At 62.3% G+C, this 23,246-nt stretch carries 22 protein-coding genes; 8 read left to right on the top strand and 14 right to left on the bottom strand.

Annotation, left to right across the window (positions count from 1 at the left end; all coding sequences use genetic code 11):
• Positions 1-25 precede the first annotated feature (25 nt).
• The 3 genes from nusG (at position 26) to rplA (ending at position 2,170) form a co-directional block, all read left to right on the top strand.
• A complete protein-coding gene (nusG, locus tag AWC12_RS06550) occupies positions 26-883 on the top strand; it encodes a transcription termination/antitermination protein NusG (protein WP_110808573.1) in 858 nt (285 codons plus the stop codon).
• A 46-nt stretch (positions 884-929) separates the two neighbouring features.
• A complete protein-coding gene (gene rplK / locus AWC12_RS06545; RefSeq protein ID WP_024444644.1) occupies positions 930-1,358 on the top strand; it encodes a 50S ribosomal protein L11 in 429 nt (142 codons plus the stop codon).
• A gap of 95 nt (positions 1,359-1,453) precedes the next feature.
• On the top strand, positions 1,454-2,170 hold the full coding sequence (gene rplA / locus AWC12_RS06540; protein WP_085173065.1) for a 50S ribosomal protein L1: 717 nt from the start codon (positions 1,454-1,456) through the stop codon (positions 2,168-2,170).
• A gap of 298 nt (positions 2,171-2,468) precedes the next feature.
• Here rplA and AWC12_RS06535 read toward each other — a convergent pair whose 3' ends face one another.
• Positions 2,469-2,831 carry a hypothetical protein gene (locus AWC12_RS06535; protein WP_234813849.1) on the bottom strand — a complete coding sequence of 121 codons (363 nt, stop codon included), beginning with the start codon at positions 2,829-2,831 and terminating at the stop codon, positions 2,469-2,471.
• A 241-nt stretch (positions 2,832-3,072) separates the two neighbouring features.
• On the opposite strand from AWC12_RS06535, the gene AWC12_RS06530 reads away from it, so the two are divergent.
• Entirely contained in the window at positions 3,073-4,653 is a 1,581-nt protein-coding gene (locus AWC12_RS06530; RefSeq protein WP_085173064.1) for a PE-PPE domain-containing protein, read from the top strand.
• Positions 4,654-4,723: 70 nt separating this feature from the next.
• On the opposite strand, the gene AWC12_RS06525 is transcribed toward AWC12_RS06530, so the two are convergent.
• From AWC12_RS06525 to AWC12_RS06505, 5 genes are all read right to left on the bottom strand, one after another.
• Positions 4,724-5,620 (bottom strand): cyclopropane mycolic acid synthase family methyltransferase, encoded by an 897-nt coding sequence (locus AWC12_RS06525; protein WP_024444648.1) that lies wholly within the window; start codon positions 5,618-5,620, stop codon positions 4,724-4,726.
• A 134-nt stretch (positions 5,621-5,754) separates the two neighbouring features.
• Positions 5,755-6,639: a cyclopropane mycolic acid synthase family methyltransferase gene (locus AWC12_RS06520; protein ID WP_085173145.1), complete on the bottom strand. Its 885-nt coding sequence runs from the start codon at positions 6,637-6,639 to the stop codon at positions 5,755-5,757.
• Between the two features lie 106 nt (positions 6,640-6,745).
• Positions 6,746-7,648 (bottom strand): alpha/beta fold hydrolase, encoded by a 903-nt coding sequence (locus AWC12_RS06515; protein ID WP_085173063.1) that lies wholly within the window; start codon positions 7,646-7,648, stop codon positions 6,746-6,748.
• Positions 7,649-9,004: an ABC1 kinase family protein gene (locus AWC12_RS06510; protein WP_024444651.1), complete on the bottom strand. Its 1,356-nt coding sequence runs from the start codon at positions 9,002-9,004 to the stop codon at positions 7,649-7,651.
• A 218-nt stretch (positions 9,005-9,222) separates the two neighbouring features.
• Complete coding sequence (locus tag AWC12_RS06505) at positions 9,223-9,954, bottom strand: aspartyl/asparaginyl beta-hydroxylase domain-containing protein (RefSeq protein ID WP_085173062.1); 732 nt, start codon at positions 9,952-9,954, stop codon at positions 9,223-9,225.
• A 184-nt stretch (positions 9,955-10,138) separates the two neighbouring features.
• Between AWC12_RS06505 and AWC12_RS06500 the strand changes: the two genes are divergently transcribed.
• Together AWC12_RS06500 and AWC12_RS06495 are read left to right on the top strand one after the other, a co-directional pair.
• The gene (locus AWC12_RS06500; RefSeq protein ID WP_085173061.1) at positions 10,139-10,852 is read left to right on the top strand and encodes a class I SAM-dependent methyltransferase; all 714 of its coding nucleotides are present in this window, start codon (positions 10,139-10,141) and stop codon (positions 10,850-10,852) included.
• Positions 10,853-11,098: 246 nt separating this feature from the next.
• Complete coding sequence (locus tag AWC12_RS06495; RefSeq protein WP_165762772.1) at positions 11,099-12,340, top strand: lipase family protein; 1,242 nt, start codon at positions 11,099-11,101, stop codon at positions 12,338-12,340.
• 24 nt (positions 12,341-12,364) lie between these two features.
• Here the strand turns inward: AWC12_RS06495 and AWC12_RS06490 are convergent, their stop codons facing one another.
• The 5 genes from AWC12_RS06490 to AWC12_RS06470 form a co-directional block, all read right to left on the bottom strand.
• Positions 12,365-13,078: a sugar phosphate nucleotidyltransferase gene (locus AWC12_RS06490; protein ID WP_165762771.1), complete on the bottom strand. Its 714-nt coding sequence runs from the start codon at positions 13,076-13,078 to the stop codon at positions 12,365-12,367.
• Between the two features lie 28 nt (positions 13,079-13,106).
• Positions 13,107-14,168, bottom strand: a complete 1,062-nt coding sequence (locus AWC12_RS06485; RefSeq protein ID WP_085173058.1) for a GHMP family kinase ATP-binding protein — start codon at positions 14,166-14,168, stop codon at positions 13,107-13,109.
• A gap of 5 nt (positions 14,169-14,173) precedes the next feature.
• Positions 14,174-14,743: a D-glycero-alpha-D-manno-heptose-1,7-bisphosphate 7-phosphatase gene (locus tag AWC12_RS06480; protein ID WP_085173057.1), complete on the bottom strand. Its 570-nt coding sequence runs from the start codon at positions 14,741-14,743 to the stop codon at positions 14,174-14,176.
• A 28-nt stretch (positions 14,744-14,771) separates the two neighbouring features.
• Entirely contained in the window at positions 14,772-15,359 is a 588-nt protein-coding gene (locus AWC12_RS06475) for a D-sedoheptulose 7-phosphate isomerase (protein ID WP_085173047.1), read from the bottom strand.
• A gap of 97 nt (positions 15,360-15,456) precedes the next feature.
• Positions 15,457-16,611 (bottom strand): glycosyltransferase family 4 protein, encoded by a 1,155-nt coding sequence (locus tag AWC12_RS06470; RefSeq protein ID WP_234813859.1) that lies wholly within the window; start codon positions 16,609-16,611, stop codon positions 15,457-15,459.
• A 1,014-nt stretch (positions 16,612-17,625) separates the two neighbouring features.
• Here AWC12_RS06470 and AWC12_RS06465 point away from each other — a divergent pair.
• Positions 17,626-20,103 carry a right-handed parallel beta-helix repeat-containing protein gene (locus tag AWC12_RS06465; protein ID WP_085173043.1) on the top strand — a complete coding sequence of 826 codons (2,478 nt, stop codon included), beginning with the start codon at positions 17,626-17,628 and terminating at the stop codon, positions 20,101-20,103.
• Positions 20,104-20,156: 53 nt separating this feature from the next.
• Here the strand turns inward: AWC12_RS06465 and AWC12_RS06460 are convergent, their stop codons facing one another.
• Positions 20,157-20,729 (bottom strand): hypothetical protein, encoded by a 573-nt coding sequence (locus tag AWC12_RS06460; RefSeq protein ID WP_133057312.1) that lies wholly within the window; start codon positions 20,727-20,729, stop codon positions 20,157-20,159.
• A gap of 371 nt (positions 20,730-21,100) precedes the next feature.
• Here AWC12_RS06460 and AWC12_RS06455 point away from each other — a divergent pair, with 371 nt between their 5' ends.
• Complete coding sequence (locus AWC12_RS06455; protein WP_085173143.1) at positions 21,101-22,033, top strand: hypothetical protein; 933 nt, start codon at positions 21,101-21,103, stop codon at positions 22,031-22,033.
• Positions 22,034-22,185: 152 nt separating this feature from the next.
• Here AWC12_RS06455 and AWC12_RS06450 read toward each other — a convergent pair whose 3' ends face one another.
• Positions 22,186-22,815, bottom strand: a complete 630-nt coding sequence (locus AWC12_RS06450) for a class I SAM-dependent methyltransferase (protein ID WP_085173039.1) — start codon at positions 22,813-22,815, stop codon at positions 22,186-22,188.
• A gap of 142 nt (positions 22,816-22,957) precedes the next feature.
• A complete protein-coding gene (locus AWC12_RS06445; protein ID WP_085173142.1) occupies positions 22,958-23,227 on the bottom strand; it encodes an acyl carrier protein in 270 nt (89 codons plus the stop codon).
• Positions 23,228-23,246: the final 19 nt, after the last annotated feature.

Raw genomic sequence — 23,246 nt, 5'->3', positions numbered from 1 at the left:
AGAGACATCAAGAGAGGACTGACACGTGACCAGCTTCGACGGCGAGACAGCCGCGAGCGTGTCCGAGGCGCGCGCCGAGGCCGCAGACCCTGCGGTCGTGATCGCCGACGAAGCCGCCGAGCATCTCGAGGAGAGCAGCACGGCCGAGGCTGTCGGTGACGCCGCGCCCGCCGAGGTGACCGACGTCGTCGAAGGCAGCGATGCCTTTGACAGTGCTTCCGAGGCATCGCCCGAGGCCGCAGAGGCAGCCGAGGAGGACGAGGATCCCGCGGTCGCGCTCAAGAAAGAGCTGCGTCTCAAGCCGGGCGAGTGGTACGTCATCCACTCCTACGCCGGCTACGAGAACAAGGTGAAGGCCAACCTCGAGACCCGCGTCCAGAACCTGGACGTCGGCGACTACATCTTCCAGGTCGAGGTGCCCACCGAAGAGGTCACCGAGATCAAGAACGGTCAGCGCAAGCAGGTCAACCGCAAGGTGCTGCCCGGTTACATCCTGGTGCGCATGGAACTCAACGACGAGTCGTGGGGCGCCGTGCGCAACACGCCCGGCGTGACGGGCTTCGTGGGAGCGACGTCGCGGCCGTCGCCGCTGTCACTCGACGACGTCGTGAAGTTCCTGCTGCCGCCCGCCGCGGCGAAGAAGCCCGGCAAGGCCACCGCCGCGTCGACCGCGGCCGCCGAGGTCGGTGCCACCGAGCGTCCGGTCATCGAGGTGGACTTCGAGGTCGGCGAGTCGGTCACCGTCATGGACGGTCCGTTCGCGACGCTGCCCGCCTCGATCAGCGAGGTCAACGCCGAGCAGCAGAAGCTCAAGGTCCTGGTGTCGATCTTCGGACGTGAGACACCGGTCGAACTGACCTTCAACCAGGTCGCCAAGATTTAACTGCGGGCACCATCGCCCCAACAGGAGAGAAAGAGAAAGCACAGCCATGCCCCCGAAGAAGAAGGTCGTCGGGCTGATCAAGCTGCAGATCCAGGCCGGGCAGGCCAACCCCGCCCCGCCGGTCGGTCCCGCGCTCGGCCAGCACGGCGTCAACATCATGGAGTTCTGCAAGGCGTACAACGCCGCGACCGAGTCGCAGCGCGGCAACGTCATCCCCGTGGAGATCACCGTCTACGAGGACCGCAGCTTCACGTTCGCGCTGAAAACCCCGCCCGCCGCCAAGCTGCTGCTCAAGGCCGCAGGCGTGCCGAAGGGTTCCGGTGAGCCGCACAAGACCAAGGTCGCCAAGGTGACCTGGGATCAGGTGCGCGAGATCGCCGAGACCAAAAAGGAAGACCTGAACGCCAACGACATCGATCAGGCCGCCAAGATCATCGCCGGCACGGCCCGGTCGATGGGGATCACAGTCGAATAAGACGGATCTTGTGGGAGAGCCCGCTTCGGCTCGCGATGAGCGCTCACGCGAAGAGCGATCATCACAAACCACAACTCAGTAACTAGGAGAAACCAATGAGCAAGAACAGCAAGGCATACAAGGCCGCCGCCGAGAAGGTGGACAAGGCCCGTCTCTACTCCCCGCTGGAGGCCGCGAAGCTGGCCAAGGAGACGTCGTCGAAGAACCAGGACGCCACCGTCGAGGTTGCGATCCGCCTCGGCGTCGACCCGCGCAAGGCGGACCAGATGGTCCGCGGCACGGTGAACCTGCCCAACGGCACCGGCAAGACCGCGCGCGTCGCCGTGTTCGCCGTGGGTGACAAGGCCGAAGCCGCTGAGGCCGCCGGCGCGGACATCGTCGGCAGCGACGACCTGATCGAGAAGATCCAAGGCGGGTTCCTCGACTTCGACGCCGCGATCGCCACGCCCGACCAGATGGCCAAGGTCGGCCGCATCGCCCGGATCCTGGGCCCCCGCGGCCTGATGCCGAACCCGAAGACCGGAACCGTGACCCCGGATGTCGCCAAGGCTGTGTCCGACATCAAGGGCGGCAAGATCAATTTCCGTGTCGACAAGCAGGCCAACCTGCACTTCGTGATCGGCAAGGCGTCGTTCGACGAGAAGGCCCTCGCGGAGAACTACGGCGCCGCGCTGGACGAGATCCTGCGCGCCAAGCCGTCGTCGTCGAAGGGCCGTTACCTGAAGAAGGTCGTCGTCTCGACCACCACGGGCCCCGGCATCCCGGTCGACCCGTCGGTGACCCGCAATTTCACGGAGGAGCCGGCTAGCTGACCTAGCTGCCGTCAACCAGACCGACAAGAAGCCCCGCACCACAGGTGCGGGGCTTCTTGCCTCCCAGAGTCTTTGAGAGTGCTCCTCGGTCGCCGACCCTGGCCCCGCCACGACAGACCATCCCCCACGAACGGCAAGTCAGGCGATACGGCCAGAGGTCTACGGTATCCCCCTGGTGATCCGCGACGAGGCGGCCGAAGAGCACCCTCGTGCAGCAACATAGCATCGTTGCCGTCAATACCGTCGTTGAATCGTGAAATTGTCTGAGGCGTAGCGGAAATGCCGATCTGCAGCGGCTTCAGTGCGCGATGAGCGCTTGGGCAATCTCGCCCGCAGGAGCGCCGACGCCGGTCAGCAAACCTGTCGGCGACGTTTCGGACATCACGCGCGGTACGACGTCGGCCGACAGTCGCTGCTGGGGAAGACCGGCGTGCTCGCAGGCGGCAATTACGGCCTCGGGGGAGTCCGCGTCGAAGACCCCGTAGAGAACCTCGTCGGTGGGCACCGACAACGTCGCCAACAGGCGAACCCGCGCGCCCCCGCTGGTGAGTTCGGTTGCCGCCCTGCGAAGCCGCGCCATGATGTCGTCGACGGCGGCGTCGGCCAGGTCAGGCAGATACCACTCTGCGAGGAAGTTCGTCGTCGCGCGGACATCGCCCATTCTCTTGACGGTAGCCACTCGGCGTCTGACGAGGAATCGGGTGTTTCCCTAAACGTTCGCCCGAACCGCTCCGGAATGCTGGTGCGGGCGAGATAGCCAGCGGACCGCTGGACGTCGGATGTGACCGATGGTGAGGCCAGCGGGGCGAGGCATTCTCGTCCGGCAGGCGCTCGCGCGGATGTCATAAAAGGAGTTTGCTGATTGGCCCTCGCAGCCGGCGTCGTTATGTGATCGTTAACGCATGCGTCATCAGGCCCGCGCGCTGGTTCTCGTCTTCGTGTCCCTGTTCACCGCCATGGCGTTGGCCATCGCGTCGGCGTTCGTCTCGGCGTTGGCGTACGGCGCGACGGCGCTGATCGTCCCCGGCACCGGCACGCCGAACGCCGACGTCGTCGGCGGTTATCGCGAGAATGCGTGGAGTCGGTACATCGACGGCGTCGCGTGCACGGTCGATTGCTCCGACCCCGATCTCGTCGGCATCCCGTACCCGGCATCGTTCTGGCCGGTGAGCTTCATCCCCAATTGGTGCGTGCCCGGCCGCTGCGACAAGTGGAACGTCTCGGTGGGCGAGGGAACCGAAAACCTGCTGGCGGCGCTGGCTCCGTTCCTGGACCCGGCCTCCGAGGAGGACGTGTACATCTTCGGCTACTCGCAGGGTGGCGCGGTAGTCGCCAACGCCCTCTCCGAGCTAGGACTGCTCGACCTGCCCGACGAGGTCAAGGAGCGGCTGAACGTCGTCACGATCGGCGGCATCGAAAATCCTGACGGCGGCTTGTGGCAGCGCCTGGCCTGGCTGCAGGACTTCCTCGGCAACCCCATCCCAGTGCTCGACGTGTCCTTCGATCCGGCGATGCCGGTGGACACCGGTATCGGCGTCACCTCGATCGGCTTCGAATACGACCCGGTGGTCTACGCGCCGAAATACTGGGGCAACATCTTCTCGGTCCTGAACATGGTCGCCGCGTTCGACACGGTGCACGGGTACTACCTAGACCCGACCGAGAAGGATCCTGACGACTCGATGCCCTACGGATACACCGACGCGACCCTGGCGCCGCAGCTGAACTGCGACCTGAGCCCCTCGAACTGCCGGACCGACAGCTTCGGCAACTCCTACATCATGATCCCGGCAACCTCGCTGCCGTTGATGGATGTGGTTCGCGCGCTGGCAAATTCGATCGGCATCGGGGGGCTCGCCAAGCCGTTCCTGGACCTCGCCGAGCCGGTGTTGCGTGAGATCGTCGATCTCGGCTTCGACTGGACCGGTAACCCCGGGGTGTCGAGCCCGTCATCGATCCTGCCGTTCAAGATCTTCCAGAATTGGGTGAAGGTCGGCATCGATTTCGCCGTCGCGGCGGTCAAGGGCGTCGAGGCCTTCATCAGGAACTTCATCCCCGAGCAGGCCACCTCCAAGGACGCCGACGACACCGTCGTCGCGCTGGGCGCCCCAGACGAAAAGCTTCCGTCCGCCGCTGCGGAGGACGCGCCCGTCGAGGACACCCCGGTGGAGCTGAAGGTCACGTCCGATGAGGACACGGACGCGCCGGCCGACGAAGAAGTAGTGACCACCGGCGAGGATTCCGATGTCGTGGTCGACGAGGGCGAGCAACAGGTGATCACCGACGAGGACACCACCGAAACGGAGGTCGTCGTCAGCGACGAGGACACCACCGAAACGGACGTCGTGGTCGACGAGGAGGAGGCCGTCACCGATACGGAGGCCGTCACCGACGAAGACGACGACTCTGTCGCCGAAACCGCAGACGAGGACGCGTCAGAGAGCGATACTGACACCCGGAACGACACCCCGGCTGCGGCCTGAGGGCCAGTATGGAGAATCCCCCGCATTCAGGCGTGCGGGGGATTCTTCGTTAAGAGGATGTTCGGCTCGGCTAGGCGGCGACGGCCGGCTTCAGGTAGGTCACCAGGCTCACGTCGATCGACTCGTCGATGAAGTAGTACTGGCAGCCCTTCAGGTAGCGCATGTACCGGTGGTAGTTCTCCTCGTCGGTCGCGGCGATCGCCGCGTCCTTGTTCTTCTCCAACCGGTCGGCCCAGATGCCGAGCGTCTTGATGTAGTGGTTGCGCAGTGAAAGCACCTCGGGGACGGTGAATCCGGCCTTCTCGCCGTGCTCGACCATCATCTCGGTGGTGGGGAGGCGGCCACCCGGGAAGATCTCGGTGATCATGAACTTGATGAACCGTGCCAGCTCGAACGTCAGCTTCTTGCCACGCTCGGCCAGGTTGTACGGGTGGTAGCCGACGCTGCTCTGGATGGTCATCCGGCCGTCTTCGGGCAGGACGTCGAAACACATCTTGAAGAAGTCGTCGTAGCGTTCGAAGCCGAAGTGCTCGAAGGCCTCGATCGACACGATCCGGTCGACGGGGGAGTGGAACTGCTCCCAGCCCTCCAGTCGGACGTCGAAGGTCCGCTTGGAATCGAGCTTGGCCAGCAGCTGATCGCAGTAGGCCTTCTGGTTCTTCGACAGCGTCAGGCCGATCACGTTGACGTCGTACTTCTCCATCGCGCGCTGCAGCGTCAGACCCCACCCGCAACCGACCTCGAGAAGCGTCATCCCCGGCTTGAGGTCGAGCTTGTCGAGATGCTGGTCCACGTTGGCGATCTGCGCCTCGGAGAGCGTGCAGTTGGGGCCGGTGAAGAAACCGGAGCTGTATTTGCGGGTCGGATCCTGGAACACGCCGAAAAAGTCGTCTGACAGGTCGTAATGGGCCTGGATGTCCTCAAAATGAGGGGTCATATCCTTCGTGCCGGTGGATTGATCAGACATGTGTTACCTGCTCCGTGCTTCCTGAGTGTTCAGCGATGTGGAAGACCGTACCGAAGACGCGGGTCGATCTTTCTGTAAACACGCGCCCCCGGGCGATCAGCGTAACGGTAGGCAGGTGGCGCGATCCAATCCGCTCAGGGGGTCTGCTTGACGAGCGTGAACTGGTTCACGTCGGTGTAGCCCTTCTTGAAGGAATCCGCGCAGCCGGTCAGGTAGTGCATGTACCGGTCGTAGACCTCTTCGGACTGGACCTCGATCGCCTCGGTCCGGTGCGCTTCGAGAGCCGCGGACCACAGGTCGAGGGTTCGCGCATAGTGCGGCTGCAGCGACTGCTCGCGGGTCAGGGTGAATCCGGCTTTGCCGGCGTGCTCGCCGACGAGCTCGATGGTCGGCAGGTATCCGCCCGGGAAGATCTCGGTGAGGATGAACTTGATGAACCGCGCGACGGAGAAGGTCAGCGGGATGCCGCGTTCGATCATCTGCGGGATGGTCAGGGCGGTGATGGTGTGCAGAAGCATCGCGCCGTCTTCGGGCAGCACGCGGTAGGCCATCGTGAAGAAGTCGTCCCAGCGGTCCCGGCCGAAGTGCTCGAATGCGCCGATCGACACGATGCGGTCCACGGGCCGATCGAACTCCTCCCAGCCCTGCAGCAGGATCTCCTTGTCCCGGGAGTCGGTGCTGGCGGCGAAAACCCTTTCGACATGCGCTTTTTGGTTCTCACTGAGCGTCAGGCCGATGACGTCGACGTCATACTTCTCGACCGCCCGCATCATCGTGGCGCCCCAACCGCACCCGATGTCGAGCAGCGTCATGCCGGGCTGCAGGCCGAGCTTGCCGAGGGCAAGGTCGACTTTGGCCAGCTGAGCCTCCTCCAGCGTCATGTCGTCGCGCTCGAAGTACGCGCAGCTGTAGGTCTGGGAGGGGTCGAGAAACAGCCGGAAGAATTCATCCGACAGGTCGTAGTGTGCCTGCACATCGTCGAAATGTGGTGTGAGGTTGCGGGGTTCTCGTGAGGCCATTCGGCCTTCCTGAGGACACAGCCCGAAGAGGATCTCCTGTAAGACGGCGATCATGCCCTGACCGGGATGCTACGCGGAACTTCGCGCTGGTGAATTGACGTGTGAGTCAGGGCACTTCGGCGAATGTGGTCTTCAGCTCGCCGACGATGTCGTCCCACAGCGGTTCCGGGAGTTCATGGCCCATCCCGTCGAACAACACCAGTCGCGCGTTCTTGATCGCCCGCGCGATCGCCCGGCCGCCGGACGGGCGCATCAGTTTGTCCGCCTTGCCGTGGATCACCACTGTCGGCGCCGCGATCTCACGGTTGTAGCGGCGGAGGCTGCCGCTGCCGAGAATCGCCGCGAACTGCCGCCCGACGCCGGCCGGATAGTAGCTGCGGTCGTAGCCCTCGATGGCCTCGGCGCGCAGCCTGTCCTCCGGGGCAGGGAAGCCGGGGCTGCCGATGATCTGGGACACGCGAACCGCGTTGTCGATGATCGCGTCGCGGGACGTGCCCTTCGGTTTCTGCAGGATCGCCAGCAATTGCGCCGGGCCCGGTGGCGGCAGCACCGCCTGGTTGTTGCTGGAGAAGATCACGCCGAGGGTCTTGACGCGCCTGTGATGACGGGCCGCGAAAACCTGCGCGATCATGCCGCCCATCGAGGCGCCGACCACGTGCGCCGCGCCGATACCGAGGTGGTCGAGCAGCGCCGCGGCGTCGTCGCTCATGTCGTCGAGCGTGTACGCCGCAGGGCTGGCCAACCCGACGAAGGACCGCGCCATGCGTGGTAGCAGCGGTGCGCCCGAATGTGCGCCTGGCAGCTTGCTCGACAGGCCGACGTCACGATTGTCGAACCGGATCACCCGCAGGCCCTGGTCGACCAGCTTCTCGCAGAATTCGGTGCGCCAGAAGACCAATTGCGCACCAAGGCCCATGATCAACAGGACCGCGGGGTCGCCCGGGTCGCCCATGTCCTCGTAGTAGATCTCCAGTTCGCCGGACGGTGCGGTGCCGCTGCGGATCTCCATCTACGCGTCGAGCTCGTCGCTGTGCTCCCGGGAGACCTCCACCATGAAGTTCGCGAAGTATCCGGTCAGCGCGGGGTCGCTCATCATCTGCCATTTCGGGGCGAGCAGCTTCATGTAGCGCTCGACGTAAAGGAACTGCTTGCCAATGAGCACCAGTTCCCGCGGCAGCTTCACGTCGTACGCCTCGGCGAGGGCCGACAGCTGCTTGCCGATCTCGGCATAACTCAAGTCGCCCAGGGACTTCAGCGTCAACGGGGCGGCGAATTTCTCCAGATCCTTGGCCGCCTCAGCCTCGGGCCGCACGGTGCCGACGGCGCCCATCAGCACGACGATCTTGCCCGCGGCCGCGTGATCCTTCTTCACCAGCAGCGCGTAGACGAGTTCGCGCAGCAGCCAGCGGGTCCGCGGATCGATGCGACCCATGATGCCGAAGTCGAAGAACACGATCTTGCCGTCGTCATCGACGTACAGATTGCCCGCGTGCAGGTCACCGTGGAACAGGCCGTGCCGCAGACCGCCCTCGAACACGCTGAACAGCAGCGCCTTGACCAACTCGGTGCCGTCGAAGCCCCTCTTGCGGATCTCGGCGACGTCGTCGATGCGCACGCCGGTGACCCGCTCCATCGTCAGCACCCGCTCGCTGGTCAGATCCCAGTAGACCTGCGGCACACGGATGTTCTCGCCCAGCGGCGACGCGTGCATGTGCGCCACCCAGGCATCCATCGACTGCGCCTCGAGCCGGAAATCGAGCTCCTCGGCGAGGTTGTCGGCGAAGTCGGCGACGACATCCTGCGCCGAGAGGCGCCTGCCCATCTTGGCCAGCTCGACGACTTGGGCTCCCCGCTTGAGGATCTGCAGGTCGGCGGCGACCCGGCGGCGAATTCCCGGCCGCTGGATCTTGACGACGACCTCCTCACCGGAATGCAGCGTGGCGTAGTGAACCTGGGCGATCGATGCGGACGCGAACGGCTTCTCGTCGAACGACTTGAAAAGGTTCTGCGGCTCGTCGCCGAGTTCCTCGCGAAGGAGTTTGTGGACGGCGTCGGTGTCCGCGGGCGGAACTCGGTCGAGCAGGCCGCGGAACTCGCGGCTCAGCGGTTCGCCGAACGCGCCCGGGCTCGACGCGATGATCTGGCCGAACTTGACATAGGTCGGTCCGAGGTCGGCGAACGTCTGCGGGATCTGCTTGACGATCTTCTGTTGCAGCGTCCCGCGCCCGGTGATCTTGGACAGGACCCGGGCGCCGGTGCGAGTTATCTGCCAGCCGGTGACTCCGATGCGCGCCGCCTCTACCGGAAGAGGTACGCGGTCCAACCTGGCAACCTCGCGATGTGTCGATTTGCGTGGTGCACTCATTTGGCCAGTGTCTCAAAAGGCGCCGTGCGGGCGAAAAAGCTGTGGACCAGGTCACACAGCGGTGCGCCGTTCACGCGAAGGCATTCTCCAGCTCGCTGCGGGTCAGCGCCGGGTCCGTGCCGGGTTGATAGGCCGGCACGGTGTGCGGTGCCAGGTCGGGGTCGATACCGCCGGCGTCATCCAAAAGCACCCCTTGCCGCGACGGTGGTGTGCTGCCGTTACATCGCCTTGGCGGCGCCGAGAGTCTCTTGCCAGGCTTCGTTATTGGCCAGGCCCCTTTGAATGTAAGGAGACCGACGTATGGCGGCGATGAATGCGCGGTTCGGAATGGCCAGGTACCACGGCAACTTGCGGATGACGTCAACAAACAACACGACGCGGGTTTCGTCGCTGTCATTCCACACCTCGTGCTCGAACGTGTCGTCAAAGACCAGGCTCTGACCCTCTGTCCAGTGCTTGATGCTGTGGCCGACACGGATGCGGGCAGCAGTCTCGTCGGTCGGAGTGCGCAATGCGAGGTGGTAGCGCAGAACGCCTTTCCACGGACCGGTATGAGGGGGTATGTGCTTTCTGCCACGCAATACGGAGAACATCGCGGTGGTCATTCCGGGAATGGACTCGACGATCTCGGCAGTCTTGGGGCATCGCCGGCAGTTCTCGTCGGCGCGTGCACCGTAGGCGTGGAAGAGAAATACCTTCCAGTTGTCATCCTGAGTCAGCTGCTGCTGTTCTTCTTGAATGTCCTGGAAGTTGGGCAGATCGTCGACACGGGTCAGAAGTCCATCCAGCTCTGCCTTGATCTCGTCGGCCCGAGCTTCGATGTCGGCGATCCATGGGAACTGTTCCGGGTCGAAGAACTCGGTGCGTCCCGTCGGAGTTCTTTCGATGAGGCGGTCGAAGGTCTCGTGAACCTTGGTGTGAAATGAGCTAGGAAGCGAAGGCCGGCGCATGGCGGCAGATTAACACCTAGGACCGGTCGTGACAGCCGGAGTCGCCGGGTTTTTTGACATTGCCGAAAACAATGGCAGCTGAACTTTCTGTGATAACCAGCAAACTTTGGACGCGCTGAGAGAGCGGGGGCGTCGGTGGGTATCATTTGGCAGTTGTTCGACGCAAAGGAAGGGTGCGGTTGCAATGAGCGGATTAGGTTCGCAGCTGTTGCAAAGCGACGACGAGTGGGCGGCCCGCAACGCGATTCTTAGCCGGCAGCTGGCGAACCTTGTCGACGAGCACGCCTCACCCCAGGCGACGGACGGCATTGAAATTGGCTGTCAACGGGGCGCTTTGACCGATCAGATGGGTCAACTGACGAGGGTGTCTACCTGGGTCGGCATCGACCCCACCCTCCCGCAACCAATCGTGACCGACGCCGGCTCCCACCTCTATCCTGCGTTCGCCAACAACCTCGACTTCCCTGACCAGCGGTTCGACGTCGCACTGTTCGCTAACGTATTCGAGCACATCCCGCCGAACGACCGCGAAGCGAGCCTGCGCGAGATATTTCGTGTGCTCAGACCAGGGGGTGTCGTCGTGGGTCAGATCCCTAACCCCTACTTTTTCATCGAGTCGCACAGTCGGCTTCCTTTCATGGGCTGGTTGCCGCCAAAATGGCAGCGTCGCTACTGGAAGCTGGCGCCAGTTGACTGGGATCACGATTTTTACAGCGTCACTATGAAGCACCTGCGGCCGGCAGCCGAACGTGCAGGTTTCGATGTTGTGATGGTTCGCAATTTCAACTACCCGCCCGAAGCGATTCCGCTCAAGGTTCGGAGGATCTATCGGCTCTTGCAGTCGCCGATGCGGTACCTGCCGTGGTCATGGCAGTTCGTTCTCCGCCGTCCTGAGTGACCGCGACCAATACTGCAGCGACAGCACTGCCGCGTCGGTAGTCGTCGCCGTCTTCGATAGGCTGTCGTCGCACACGCGCTCGGCCCGCCCCGGCTGAGCTCGACAGGAAGGCGGACGGGCGATCGTAGGGAACCTACGCCGCAAGTGCAGCGCAGGGATTGAATTGTGATGCATCATCGTCGGGACAGCAAGACTTCCCCATTTCGTGCCGCCCTAGCGGATTTCGCGGGTTCAGCTTGGCGACTTGTGTTGGCGGTACTCCTGCTGATCCCGGTGATGGCCCTGTCACTGTATGAGCCCCGCGCAGCACCGGCACCGTTGGCCGCCCCGATTGTGGCACCTCTGCCGGCGGTGACCGGCGAGGTCTGGAACAGACGTGGCCGCGTGGTCGCCGAGGAGCGGTACGAGCCAGTCGGCGCCGGCCCCGAGTCGGCTATTGGGCAAGCCTGGAAGGCCACCTACACCTCGGTTTCAGGAGTGGACGGCGGCGCCCGCGAGGTGACGGGACTTTTCTCCGTCCCGGAGGGTACGCCGCCGGTGGGCGGCTGGCCTGTCGTCTCCCTCGCTCACGGCACCACCGGGATCGGGCATAACTGCGGTCCGGCGCAGCAGCCAGACCTTCAAGGATATGGGCCGATCATCGAGGCCTGGCTGGCCGCAGGCTACGCAGTCGCCGCCACCGACTACGAAGGACTCGGGCCGACAGGATTTCACCTCTACCTCGAGCCGCGATCGGCGGCCTTCAACACCATTGATGCAGTGCGAGCATTACGCGATCTGTCGCCCGCGGTCTCCACCCGATGGGTGGCTGTCGGCTATTCGCAGGGTGGTCAGGCGGTGTGGGCCGCCAACGAGCTGAACTCGTTCTACGGAGACGGGCTCGACCTGTTGGGTAGCGTGGCTTTGGCGCCTGCGGCAAATGTTACGGACACTGCGGACAAGGTGTGGTCCGGTTCGCTCAGTGCGCCGCAGCGGAACCTGTTTCCCACTTTCATCGTGGGATTGGCCAGGTTTAATCCCGATCTTGACGAGTACTCGTTCCTACACGGCTCGACCGAGGCGTATCGAGAGCGACTCAGCTTCTGCGAGCCGAACGAACCGAATATTCCCGTTCCAGCAATTCTGCCGGTTCCGTGGGCAGAGGTTGCGGACCGTATGCGAGGCTCACGGGAAACGAAACCCGAATCGCTGCAAGACATCGATGATCTGCGCGATGCGATGCGCAAGGTGGCATTGCCTCAGCGCCCGCTGCAAAGCCCCATGCTCGTCGTCATCGGACTTGATGATCTTCTGGTCTTTCCCCGCGAGGTGCGTGTCGCGGTGGCCCAGAGCTGCGCAATGGGAGGGCGCATTCAGCTAGTCGAGATCCCGGGGGCGGATCACATCGACATGCTCTGGCAAGCCGGTCCGTACATCAGCGGCTGGGTCGAGGATCGCTTCTCCGGTCTTCCAGCGCCATCGAACTGTACGGAGGAACCGCTCGGCTGATTGACCGTCGCCGAACGGTGCTTACTACGTCCGGCGGTCGAAGTGGGAAGTTGAGCTGTTGCGCGCAAATACGTTGTTGGCCAACGCAAGCGATTCTGGCGTGCCGATGTCGATGATCTCGGAGGCGGTCAGCAGAAACTGCGGCTGTATCCGGGACAGTTCGGGCTCGAGGAACTCCCTTTCGAACGAGAACGACGATTTGCCCGGAAACAGGTCCAGCAGTTCTTTCCGACAGGCGTAAACGCCAGCGTTGACCAGTCCGGCTGCGCCGTCGCGCTTTTCGCGGAACCCGATCACGACTCCATCAGCGACGTCGACGGTCCCGTAGCGGGACGAATCACTCATATGGGCGAGGCTCAGGGCCAACACCCCTACCTCGAGAAGATCAAGCAGTTCGCGGAAGCTCACGTCGGCAAAGGTGTCGCCGTTGGCGAGTATGAATGTGTCCGCGAGGTACTGCTGCGCTGCCTTTAACGCCCCACCCGTGCCCAGCGGCTCATCCTCGCGGCTGTATGTCACCGGCACATCGCCATAGCTGTCGCCCAAGTAATCGATAATCACCTGGGCCGCATAGCCGACGAGGAGATGAATGCGGTCAGCGCCCTGATCGATGGCGCGGTCCAGGAGATGCACGATGAAGGGCTTGCCGGCGATCTCGGCCATCGGCTTGGGTAACCCCTCGCGGATTGAACCGCGCAATCGCGTTCCGAAACCACCTGCGAGAACTACGAGTTGCACGATTGATCCCGGTGCCGCGGATGTTTGATCACGAACTCAGGACGACGGTTTGTCGAGCGGGGATCCGCCAGGTGGCCGCACCCGCCTTCGTGAATAGGCAAGGAGCAACCGACCCGCCGCACTCCCTCTCGAGGCTTCGGGTGACGTCGATACGACGGCGAGGGTCGACGATCATCATGAGGAAACCGCCGCCGCCGGCCCCCGAAACCTTCCCGGCAATCATTCCTTGCGACTGGGCCACTCGGTAGGCGCTCTCGATGGCCGGGTTGGAGATCCGCGAAGCCAGCCGCTTCTTGGCCTCCCAGCCTCGATGCAACGAATCCGCGAAACCTGGTATGTCGCCGACAACGAGCAGATCCTTCATCTCCAAAGCTTCGGCCCTGATCGCGTGTGTAGCTTCGAGCGCGTCTTGGTCACCTTCGACCACGTTGCGTTGTTGCTCGGCGATCACTTCCGAGGAGAGTCGCGAGACCCCGCCAAAGTACAGCAGCAGAGACGCCTCCAGTTCGGCGATCACTTCTCGTCGGATCCGGAGCGGATTCACCACGATCTCGCCTTTGCGACGGGATTCCATGTAGTTGAATCCGCCGAATGCTGCGGCATAGTGGTCCTGCCATCCGCCTGCCATCCCGAGGTCGACGCGCTCGATTTCCCAGGCCAGTCGGGCCAGCTCGTAGGGGCCCGGGGTCACCCCGATCAGTTCGCACGTTGTGAGCAGCATCGCCACCACCAGGGCGGACGACGAGCCGAGACCCGACCCGGGCGGGGCGTCGACCTGGGTTGCGAGGTGCAGCGGAAATGGAGTGCCGCCGTTGAACTCGTTCACTACGCGCTGGTAAACCGCGACGTGCAGCGGAAAGTCTTCCTCCAGTGTCTCGGGATCTTCGATACCGGCTATGCCGTCCCGCTGACGATCGGGGGAACGAAAAGCAATCGTGCCAGGATCCCCGAGTTCGGCGAACGCGTATGCGTACCTGTCGATAGTGGCGTTGAGGATCCGGCCGCCATACTCGGTCGAGTAGGGGTCGACATCCGTGCCGCCGCCACCGAGTCCCAGTCGCAGCGGTGCGCGCCCCCGAATCACCGTCATCTAATTCACGCTCCCCTTACGCGCTGAACTGCGTCTGCAAAGTCCGACAAAGAAGAGAACGCCATGTCGGCGGCCACATCCTGGTCTGCACGCCCTCCGATGAGGATACTTGCACAGCTTCCGGTAACGGCGGCGACGGTGTGGGCTAGCTCGATATCTGTGTGGCTGTCACCTGCCATGATGCTCAACGACGGGACCACTGACGGATGCTCTCTCAGCCAACTGAGCACCATCCCAGGTCGAGGCTTGCGGCAATCACAGTTCGACGATTCGAGGTGTGGGCAAAATACGACGGCGTCAAGCGCGACGCTGTGTTCGGCGAGTTCGGTCCGCATTCGTTGATGGATGTCTGCGACATCCTCGCATCGCATAAGGCCCTTGCCGACGCCTTGCTGGTTGGTGACGACGACCAGATGCGGCGCCCACACTCGGAGGCTCCGCAGCGCGGAACGCGCATGCGGTAGCCACTCGAAGTCGTGCCAGCCACGAACATAATCGCCGACGATTTGCCTGTTGATGACGCCATCCCGGTCGAGGAACAAGCACCATTCGGCGTCGGCGCGCGCTTCGATCATGGCGAGGAGCGCCAAACTGTTGTCGGGCTCAGGGTTGTGGCGCGAAGATTGCGTGCTCGACATGTTCTGAGATTGCGTGGATGAATACGATGTGGGACTCCTGGATACGCCCCGTGTCATTGGACGGAACATTAATCAGAAAGTCCGCGAACTGCGCGAGCTGCCCGCCTGATTCGCCTGTCATGGCCACAACCGTGACGCCTATGTCCCTGGCAGTCGTCGCCGCGCGAACGACGTTGGGGGAGTTACCCGAGGTGCTTATCGCGACCAGAGTGTCCCCAGGCTTCGCCGACGCCTCCAGCGCGCGGGCGAACACGGTCTCGTAGTCATAGTCATTGGCCACGGCCGTGAGGTGGGATGAGTTCCCATGCAGCGCTTCGGCGCTCAGCGGGGGTCGATCGAAGATGAAGTGTCCCGTCAGTTCTGCGGCGAAGTGTTGCGCGTCGGCGGCGCTGCCTCCGTTCCCGCACATGAAAACGCGAGCTCCGTCCCGATAGCCGGCGATTAATCGATCTCCGACTGCCCGGACGGTTTCGAGCAACGTCTGATTCTTGAGTACGGCATTTTTCACCGCAATTGTTTGCGAGAAGATTTCTTCGACCGACCTCACACCCATCCCTCCGTTTCTCCGACCGGGCGACGCCGGCATCCGCAGAGTACCGACGCGACCGGGTATTAGGGAGCGACCTCGGTCACCAACTTTTCGGCGCCGATCACCCCGGACTGCGCTGGCTCCGTTCAAGGACAAGCTCGAAGAACTCGGCGTACCTATCCGCGTTGGCATCCCAACTGTGGGGGTTCGCGAAACGGCAACCGACCTTCGTCATAGACAGTCTCATCGCCTCCCGCAGACCGGTCGGGTCCTCGACGTCGGCGAAGAAAACGCCTTCATACTCACGACACGCCTCTTGAAGCGCTGGCACCCGCGTCGTCACCAACGGAAGCCCTGCCTCCATTGCAAGATTTACGGGCCCCGAGGCGGATGCACGGCGATACGGGGCGACTATGACATCAGCTTGATCGAAAAGGTCCTTGACACGTTCGTCGGGTATGTACCCGGGGATGACGGTGTGGTGCTGCGGACCGGTGCTGCGAATCGTCGACATCCCGAACTCGGCGTCCTCCCAGACTTCTCCCGCGATCGTGAGGTGGACAGGTTCACCCTCTTCCACGAGGCGAGCAAAGGCCTTTGCCAGTTCGTCAATGCCCTTGTAGGCCCGTATCACCCCAAAGAGCAGGAACCGGACCATCCCGGTCTCTAGTTGCTGCTGGCGCTCCGTAGATCCCTCGCTTTGTTCAGCATGCTCGAGCGGACCCGGGAATACGACCGCGAACGGTAACTGGGCGAGCGCTGGGTAGTGTTGTGAGACGGCATCGATGTCCGACTCAGAGTGCACCACGACTCCGCTGATCGAGCGCGCAAGGATTCGCATCATCAGCCGGGCGTATCGCGATATCAGAGGAAGAGTGGCTTCGCCGACGTCATGTGATTCGTGCATCTCGATCACCACTCGGGCGCCGACCAACCGTGCGCCCAGAGCCAGGACGACGTAGGAGTGTGCGGTCACGGCTGTCCACCACTGAAGCAACACCACTTCGGGCCGCCGCTGTCGAAGAAATCGCAACGCTCGGAAAAGAGACCTGCCCCAGTACCAGTTCAGACCCTCATGCGTCGGCACCGCCTGGAGCCGCAACACCCCGGGATCGTGGGTCCCGACCCGGTTCCTTCCTGGATAGAACCGGCGAGGCAGGAGATCCCGGATCAAGAGGGCGCTGACCGGATCGCCCCTTCGAGCGAACGCATTTGCAATGGATGCAGTGTGATAGCCGATCCCCGAGAGGAATCGAGAACCCGGTCCGACCACCATCACAGAGTCTGACCTTGGGGCGTCCCTGTGAATCACGCTGGGGCGTCTCCCCGCCGGGGCTTCGGCCTTGGGGCCAGGACTGCGCTGGGCTTGTCGGACATGGTCATGCTGGTACTTGCTTCCTTCAGTGATGTGCCCTCTGCGTTGCCAGCTCTGCATCCGGCCGTCGCCGACACAGAGAATCTACGCATCAATAGCCGCAACCGACAACCGTGGGCCGGTGAAGTCTCGTGTCCGCTGTTCAGCTGTAGCGCCCGGAGGCCCGAACCGCGCGCTAAACCCGATATTGGTCCTGCTTGTGGAGTTTCCGCAAATTGGCCTTGGCCATTGGCGCGGGCCCAGCGGAGAGCGGCCAGCAATCCATATTGTTTGCTATAAGTGAGCTTTTCGTCGCGAAATGGCCAAGTCGCTGCAGATCGACGGCAACTATGGTCAACGGAAACGCCTGCCCGTGAAGCGATTTGAGACATCACGAATGCGATCGACACGTCGGGTGTGGCTGGTTTGTCGAGCGAAACCCTGGGATTGGCAGTTCGCTGGCGTAGTCCAATGCGTAGCGAAAGGGCGCACCTATGACCTGGCAGATTGATTCTAGCGAATTTAATTGATCTAAATGGTAATCGAACTTGCTATTGGCAACTAATCGGTTTCTGCAAGTGGATAAAAAAAAGTTGCTGATCAGCAAGTTGGACACTCTTCTCTACAATTGAAGAGCTAACCATCGGGGCGATCGCGGGTGTGGCAGATCTGCGAAGGTATTAGATACATCTCGTTGGAAATAGCTGTTCAAGGTCATTTAACCTTGTCGGCTGCAACCGTCCGCGTGAGTGCAACGCGCATGAATTGCATTATTGTAACTTTCCATACGTCATATATGGCAAAGCAATTTGTCATTGCTGTAAAAGCAGCATGACGGCAAAAATCAGAAATTGCTACACGGCGTGATTTGATGTCTCAACATTGTCGTGTCAGCCGCGAACTCGGCCAAACAGTCATCACTCTCGGGGGAGTCACATGCATCTCGATCATGCGGTTACTGAAATTGCGCCGGAAGAGCCGCAGCCGGAGAGCAAGCAGAGTCGAAAACAGCATTCGGGCCGGAAGAAACATCGCAGGATCGAGCCCTACACGTGGCTTGCTGCGGGTGCAGTGGGTGTGGGTATCGCCGCCGCGATGAGCACAGGGGCGGGCGTTGCCTATGCCGATGACGGCGCCGGGTCCGACAGCTCCGCCAGCAGCTCCTCGTCGAGCGGCGACACCTCGGCGAAGTCGACAACCTCGACGAAGGCGTCGCTGGGTGCTGAACCGGACAAGAAGTCTTCGACGTCCGACGCGGGAGACGGCGTCGATAGTCCAGGGAGTGCTAAGAGCGATTCAGACGAAGCTGACTCTGACGAGACAGCAGAGGCGGAAAGCGAACTGTCCGAGGAAATCTCGGACAGGGCGGAACAAGCCGAGGAGCTGGCGAGCGAGCGGACCGAAGAGGCTGCGGCCGACCTCGAAAAAGAGCGCCCCGGCAAGGCCGATTCAGATCGCGCAGAGCGAGGAGACGAGATTGGGGGCGGCAACGACACCATCACATCGGTGCCGGAAGTCGATCCGTCCACGACCGAAGCCGCCCCAATTGTGTCCATCGATTCGCCGTCGCCGTCCGCATCCAGCACGAAGGTTAGCGTCGACACTTCGCGCGCCGAACGGACTGCCCAGACTTCGTCGGATGCCAAGCAAATCGCGCATACCGCAGCGGTGGCAGCGCCCGCACCGACGACCTTCGGGAGCATGCTGCAAGCCATGCTTCTCAACTTCCAGCGCCAGTTCTTCAACAAGCTTCCAACCGCCAACCCGGTGCAGAGCTCCGGCCAGGCGTCCAACGGAAGCGTGACTGGAACTGTCGGTGCCACCGACGCGGATGGCGATCCCCTGGAAGTGACGCTTTCCCAGCGGCCGAAAGGCGGCGAGGTGGTCGTGCACGCCGACGGCAGCTATGTCTACACACCTACGGCGGCTTTGCTAGCCAGCGGGGGTACGGACACGTTCACCGTCCTCGTGCGTGAGACCAACGCTTCGTCGCACACTCATGGGCTCAGCGGTCTACTGAACAATCTGCTTCGAGTACTTGGTGGGGGTAAGGCGACCCCTAGCGGCACCATCTCTCAGGTCGTGACGGTGACGATCAAGAAAGCCGTCGGCCAAGGCTCGCCCGACCAGGGCATCCCAGAGCCGGGTCCAATCACAGAAAACCCCAACGGATACGACTCCGGGCTGTCCGAACCCTTCAAGGTGCCCGACAAGAGTACGGGACGAACGCACAACATCCTCGACTACGGTGCGACGTCGAACATGGCCGGAGACAACGACGCCGCCGCCATCCAGCGCGCGATCAACGCCGCGCAAGCCGGCGACAGCGTGTATATGCCGGACGGCGTCTATCACATCAAATCGACGATCGTCGCCAAGGCTGGAGTGTCCCTCATTGGGCAGTCGCAGCAGGGGACTGTGTTGGCCAGCGCATTCTCCTCGATGGAGTACATGTTCTCGAACCCCTACGCGGTGATCTACGTTGCGCCCAGCACCAACAACCTGACCATCTCAAGCTTCACCATCACCCAGGCGTCGGGGAAAGTTTTCAACGCCGGTGTCACCGTGGGATCTGAATCCGGCGGTCCCGTTTCTCGCATCGCGATAAAGGACCTCTTCATCGAGCGGCATCGCCGGTTCGGCATCCAACTCGAGAACGCCAACAACGTTCTGGTCGACGGGAACGTGATCAAGAACGCATCCGCTCTCGACGGGGGTGGTTCCGGTTACGGGGTGCTCATCAGTGGCGACAACTCCTACAACAACTGGATCAAGAACAACACGGTCGGACCCACGATCCGTCACGGCATCCTCATCCAGCAGGCGCACCACAACCTGGTGGAGCACAACACGGTCACAGGAGCCGTGTCCGGTGCCATCGACTTGCACGGTGAGGATGAGTACAGCAACGAGATCCGCTACAACACGGTCTCGGACTGCGTTCGTAACGGCACCACGGTCAGCCCAAACGGCGCCGGAATCGAAATCGGCGAGTACAGCGGCGTGATCGGTACCGACGAGATGCACGACAACTCAGGCGCGAACAACTGGATCCACCACAATGTGGTCTACAACTGCAGCTGTGGCATCGCGATCACCAACAACAGCAACTACGCCATCATCGAAGACAATGTTCTGTACAACAATCTGGACGCCGGAATCCAAGCTGTTCATGCGCCGCTCAACAACCTGACCATCAGGCGAAACTCCATCTACAACAATGGCAGTGGGATCCTGTTGAACGACGTCGTCAATGCGCTCGTCGAAGACAACATCATCCGGGACAACCGCTACTACGGCATCTGGACCAACGCGGGCGTGACCCAATATCTGATCACCGGCAATACGTTACTGCGCAACGCCATTGACATCCTTCTCGGCAGCGAGAACGGTCAGGTACGCACTTCGACGTAGGCGACGGCGACCGGCGTAGCGTCGCTCCAACTGACAGGCAACTCAGCGCCGGGTCAGGTCGCGCCTTCGTCGGCAGTCAAGGTCGTGAAGCGAACACTCTGGCGACCCAAACGCCAGCGTTCCTCTCGCTTGTAGCGGCGTTTCCAGCCAGCTCTTTCGGCCACCTTGAAAGTGCCGAGATTCTTTACGCCGGCATACCCGAGCGCGTACCGCATGCCCAGTTCTCGGGCTTGGTCGAGGATCTTGGTGCCGGCGTCCATGAACACCCCGAGCCCTCGGTGCCGGTCCGACGTAAAGATGCCTTCGACCAGCGCTTCGTCCGGCTCAAGCCGCGGAGCCAAAGGTCCCCACAGCGCCCGCATGCGGAGGTTGTCTTCGGCTGTGAACAAGTAGGCGATGAAGCAAACGGCGCCGTCCGGATCGACGGCGACGTACGGAGCGGGCAGGTCGGATTCCAGTAACCAACGCTGGTCGGCACGATGCCGCGCCGCCTCTTCGGACAGGCCAGGCTCGTCGGCGACCAGTGAGAGGTCGTCGCCGGGTTGCAGTTTTCGCACCACTAGGGGAATTTTTGCTGGCGGCGCATTAAAAGGAACGCTTAGGTCGTCACGAATTCCGATCGACACCGTGGTCGACCAGAACCGCTTGCGAGCAGTCCGCCAGAGCCATTGGCGCCCCGCGCCAGAACCTAGCAGTTCGAGGCCTTCCCGAAGGCGACTCATGCGGGCCCGATTTCCGTGAGGTGAGCGACGCGTGATGGTCGTTCAGAGTTCGTCCAATGTGCCTGGCTCCGCGTTGAATGCACGACCGATTACCTCCGAAGTCCCCGTCACCGCATGGTCGATTCCGCGTGACGTTAGCACGGCTCGCTTTCGCCTCACCGGGTTTGTAACCAGTCTGAAGCGCTGGTGGGTGCTGCGATCCAGGCGGAGGCGCGCGGTGATCACCCGCCGCAGTGAGCGTCTGAACGTCGCGCGTGCTGCAGTACCATTACCAGGTGTCGGATGCCAGCCGCGTCGAGATCGCGCCGATCACCGAAGCCGATATACCGCCGGTGGCCCAGTTCCTACACACCACGATGGGTTCGAAAGTTCCAGTGGCCGACTGGATTCTGGCGATGACCCCGTCTTGGAGTCCTGTTCAACCCAACCACGGATACCTGTTGCGCTACCGCGGACAGGTCGTCGGTGCTTACCTGGCTTTGTACTCGGAGCGAATTATCGACGGGCGTCGGCACCGCTTCTGCAACCTCGGCACCTGGTGCGTCGCGGAGCCCCACAGAGCAATCGGATTGCGACTACTACGAGCATTGCTTCGCCAGGAGGGGTTCACCTTCACAGACCTGAGTCCAAACCCCAAAATCGTCGCCCTAAACGGCCGCCTGGGTTTCGCTGAGCTCGACACCAGGAGGGCGGTGACGCTGAACACTCCGTGGCCACTGCGGTCGAAAGGAGTGCAAGTGATCGACACCGGGACCGAAATCGGCCGGTTGATCAGCGGGCGGGACAGGTCCATCTACCTCGATCACAAGGCTGCCGCGGCCGTTCACCACGCTGTCATCGTCAAAGGCGATCGAAGCTGCTATGTAATGTTCCGAAAGGACTACGGCCGCATCCAGAGTCGGCCGACATTTGCTTCCGTCCTCTACGTCGGCAACCGCGACATGTACCGCGATTGTGCGCGGCACTTTTACCGGTACCTGCTTCTTCGGTTCCGGCTGCCTGCGACCCTCGCGGAGCTCAGGACGGTCAAGCATCGACCGCCGAGATCGGTGCTTATGGCCGGGCCGCCGAAAATGTACCGCTCCGAGGACCTGGAAGCCGAGCAGATAGACGATCTCTACAGCGAACTGACCTGTTTCGGATTACAGTCTCGCATCCACGATTACGACAGCCCGGTGCCCGTCCCCCGGCAAGCCAGAGGGAGCTAGCAGCGGTGTAAGGGACGTAGGTATGTCGGTGTTGTGCGCGCAATGCCTTTGGCCTGGACGAAGTCGTTGCGGCGCAGCGACTTCCTGCTTGTAAACGCCGGCAAGTGTCCGGTTGCCGGAATGCCGTTCGTCAGCGTTTTGGCTCTGCAGAGTCAGGCCACGACCTCGAATAGCCAGTGAAAGCCGCCGTTGGCGATGGCTATCGGCCGGAGATCAAATTGCCCGCGGTCGAGGAATTCCATCAATGCCCGCATCTCGTGATCGCGGTCAGGAAACTCGTCGAAATAGATGAGCGAGCCGGGGCGTAGATGCTTTTCGGCCCAGGTGAGCACCGTGACGGCGCTGGAGTACAGGTCCGCATCGACATTGATGATGAGTTGGTCATGATCCGGGATCGCGAAGTCGCGAAGGGTGTCATCGAACCAGCCGACCTGGAACGAGACGCGGTCATCGTCGATAAGGGGGGGACCCGCGGTGGCGAACGTGCCTGCGGGCAACCCCGGCCGCCAATCGTCAGGCAGGCCCTGGAAGCTGTCGAAGCCGACGAGTCGGGCGTCGGGATTGCGCAAGTGCTGCGACCACCACCGCATCGACCTACCCTCAAACACGCCAAACTCCAAGTACAGGGGTTTGGCGCCGTCCACTTTCGCGAGCGCAACCGAGAACAGCGCCTCGTCATCGGCGACAACTTCGGGCGTCTGACCGGCTTCGTGCTTCAGCCAGTAGCCGAGTTCAAGGTAGCTTTGCGCGGCGTTCAGATTCGCGAGCTGTGCCGGCGTCATGCGGCGGCCGATTCTCAGTAGCGCAAGACGGATCCTTGCTTTGACATTCAACAAGGGCACAACACTTCTCCAGACGCGAAGATTTCTGAAACAAGGCTGCGTAACTGAGTTTCGCTGTGACGACTAGTCAACTTAATGCCAGCTATCCTTGAGTTTGCTTGTTCTGCTCAACGTACGCGGCCAACGTGCCTACGGAGTCGAATACCTCGCCCGTGAAATCCTCGTCGTCGATCTCGAAGTCAAATTCCCGTTCGAGGTTGACCGACAAGGCGACGACCGACATGGAATCAAGTTCGGGCAGGCTCCCGAACAGCTCCGTCGTCGCCTCCAGCGTGTGCGCCCGGTCTTGAATGCCAAGGGTTTTCGCGACCACGACGATCACCCGGTCGAGCGTGTCCTGACTGAACATCATCGAATACATCCTCCTTATG

This window comes from Mycolicibacterium iranicum, assembly GCF_002101705.1.
Lineage (GTDB): Bacteria > Actinomycetota > Actinomycetes > Mycobacteriales > Mycobacteriaceae > Mycobacterium > Mycobacterium iranicum.
Note: the sequence above shows the minus strand (reverse complement) of the source record. Positions and strands in the feature narration are given on the sequence as shown.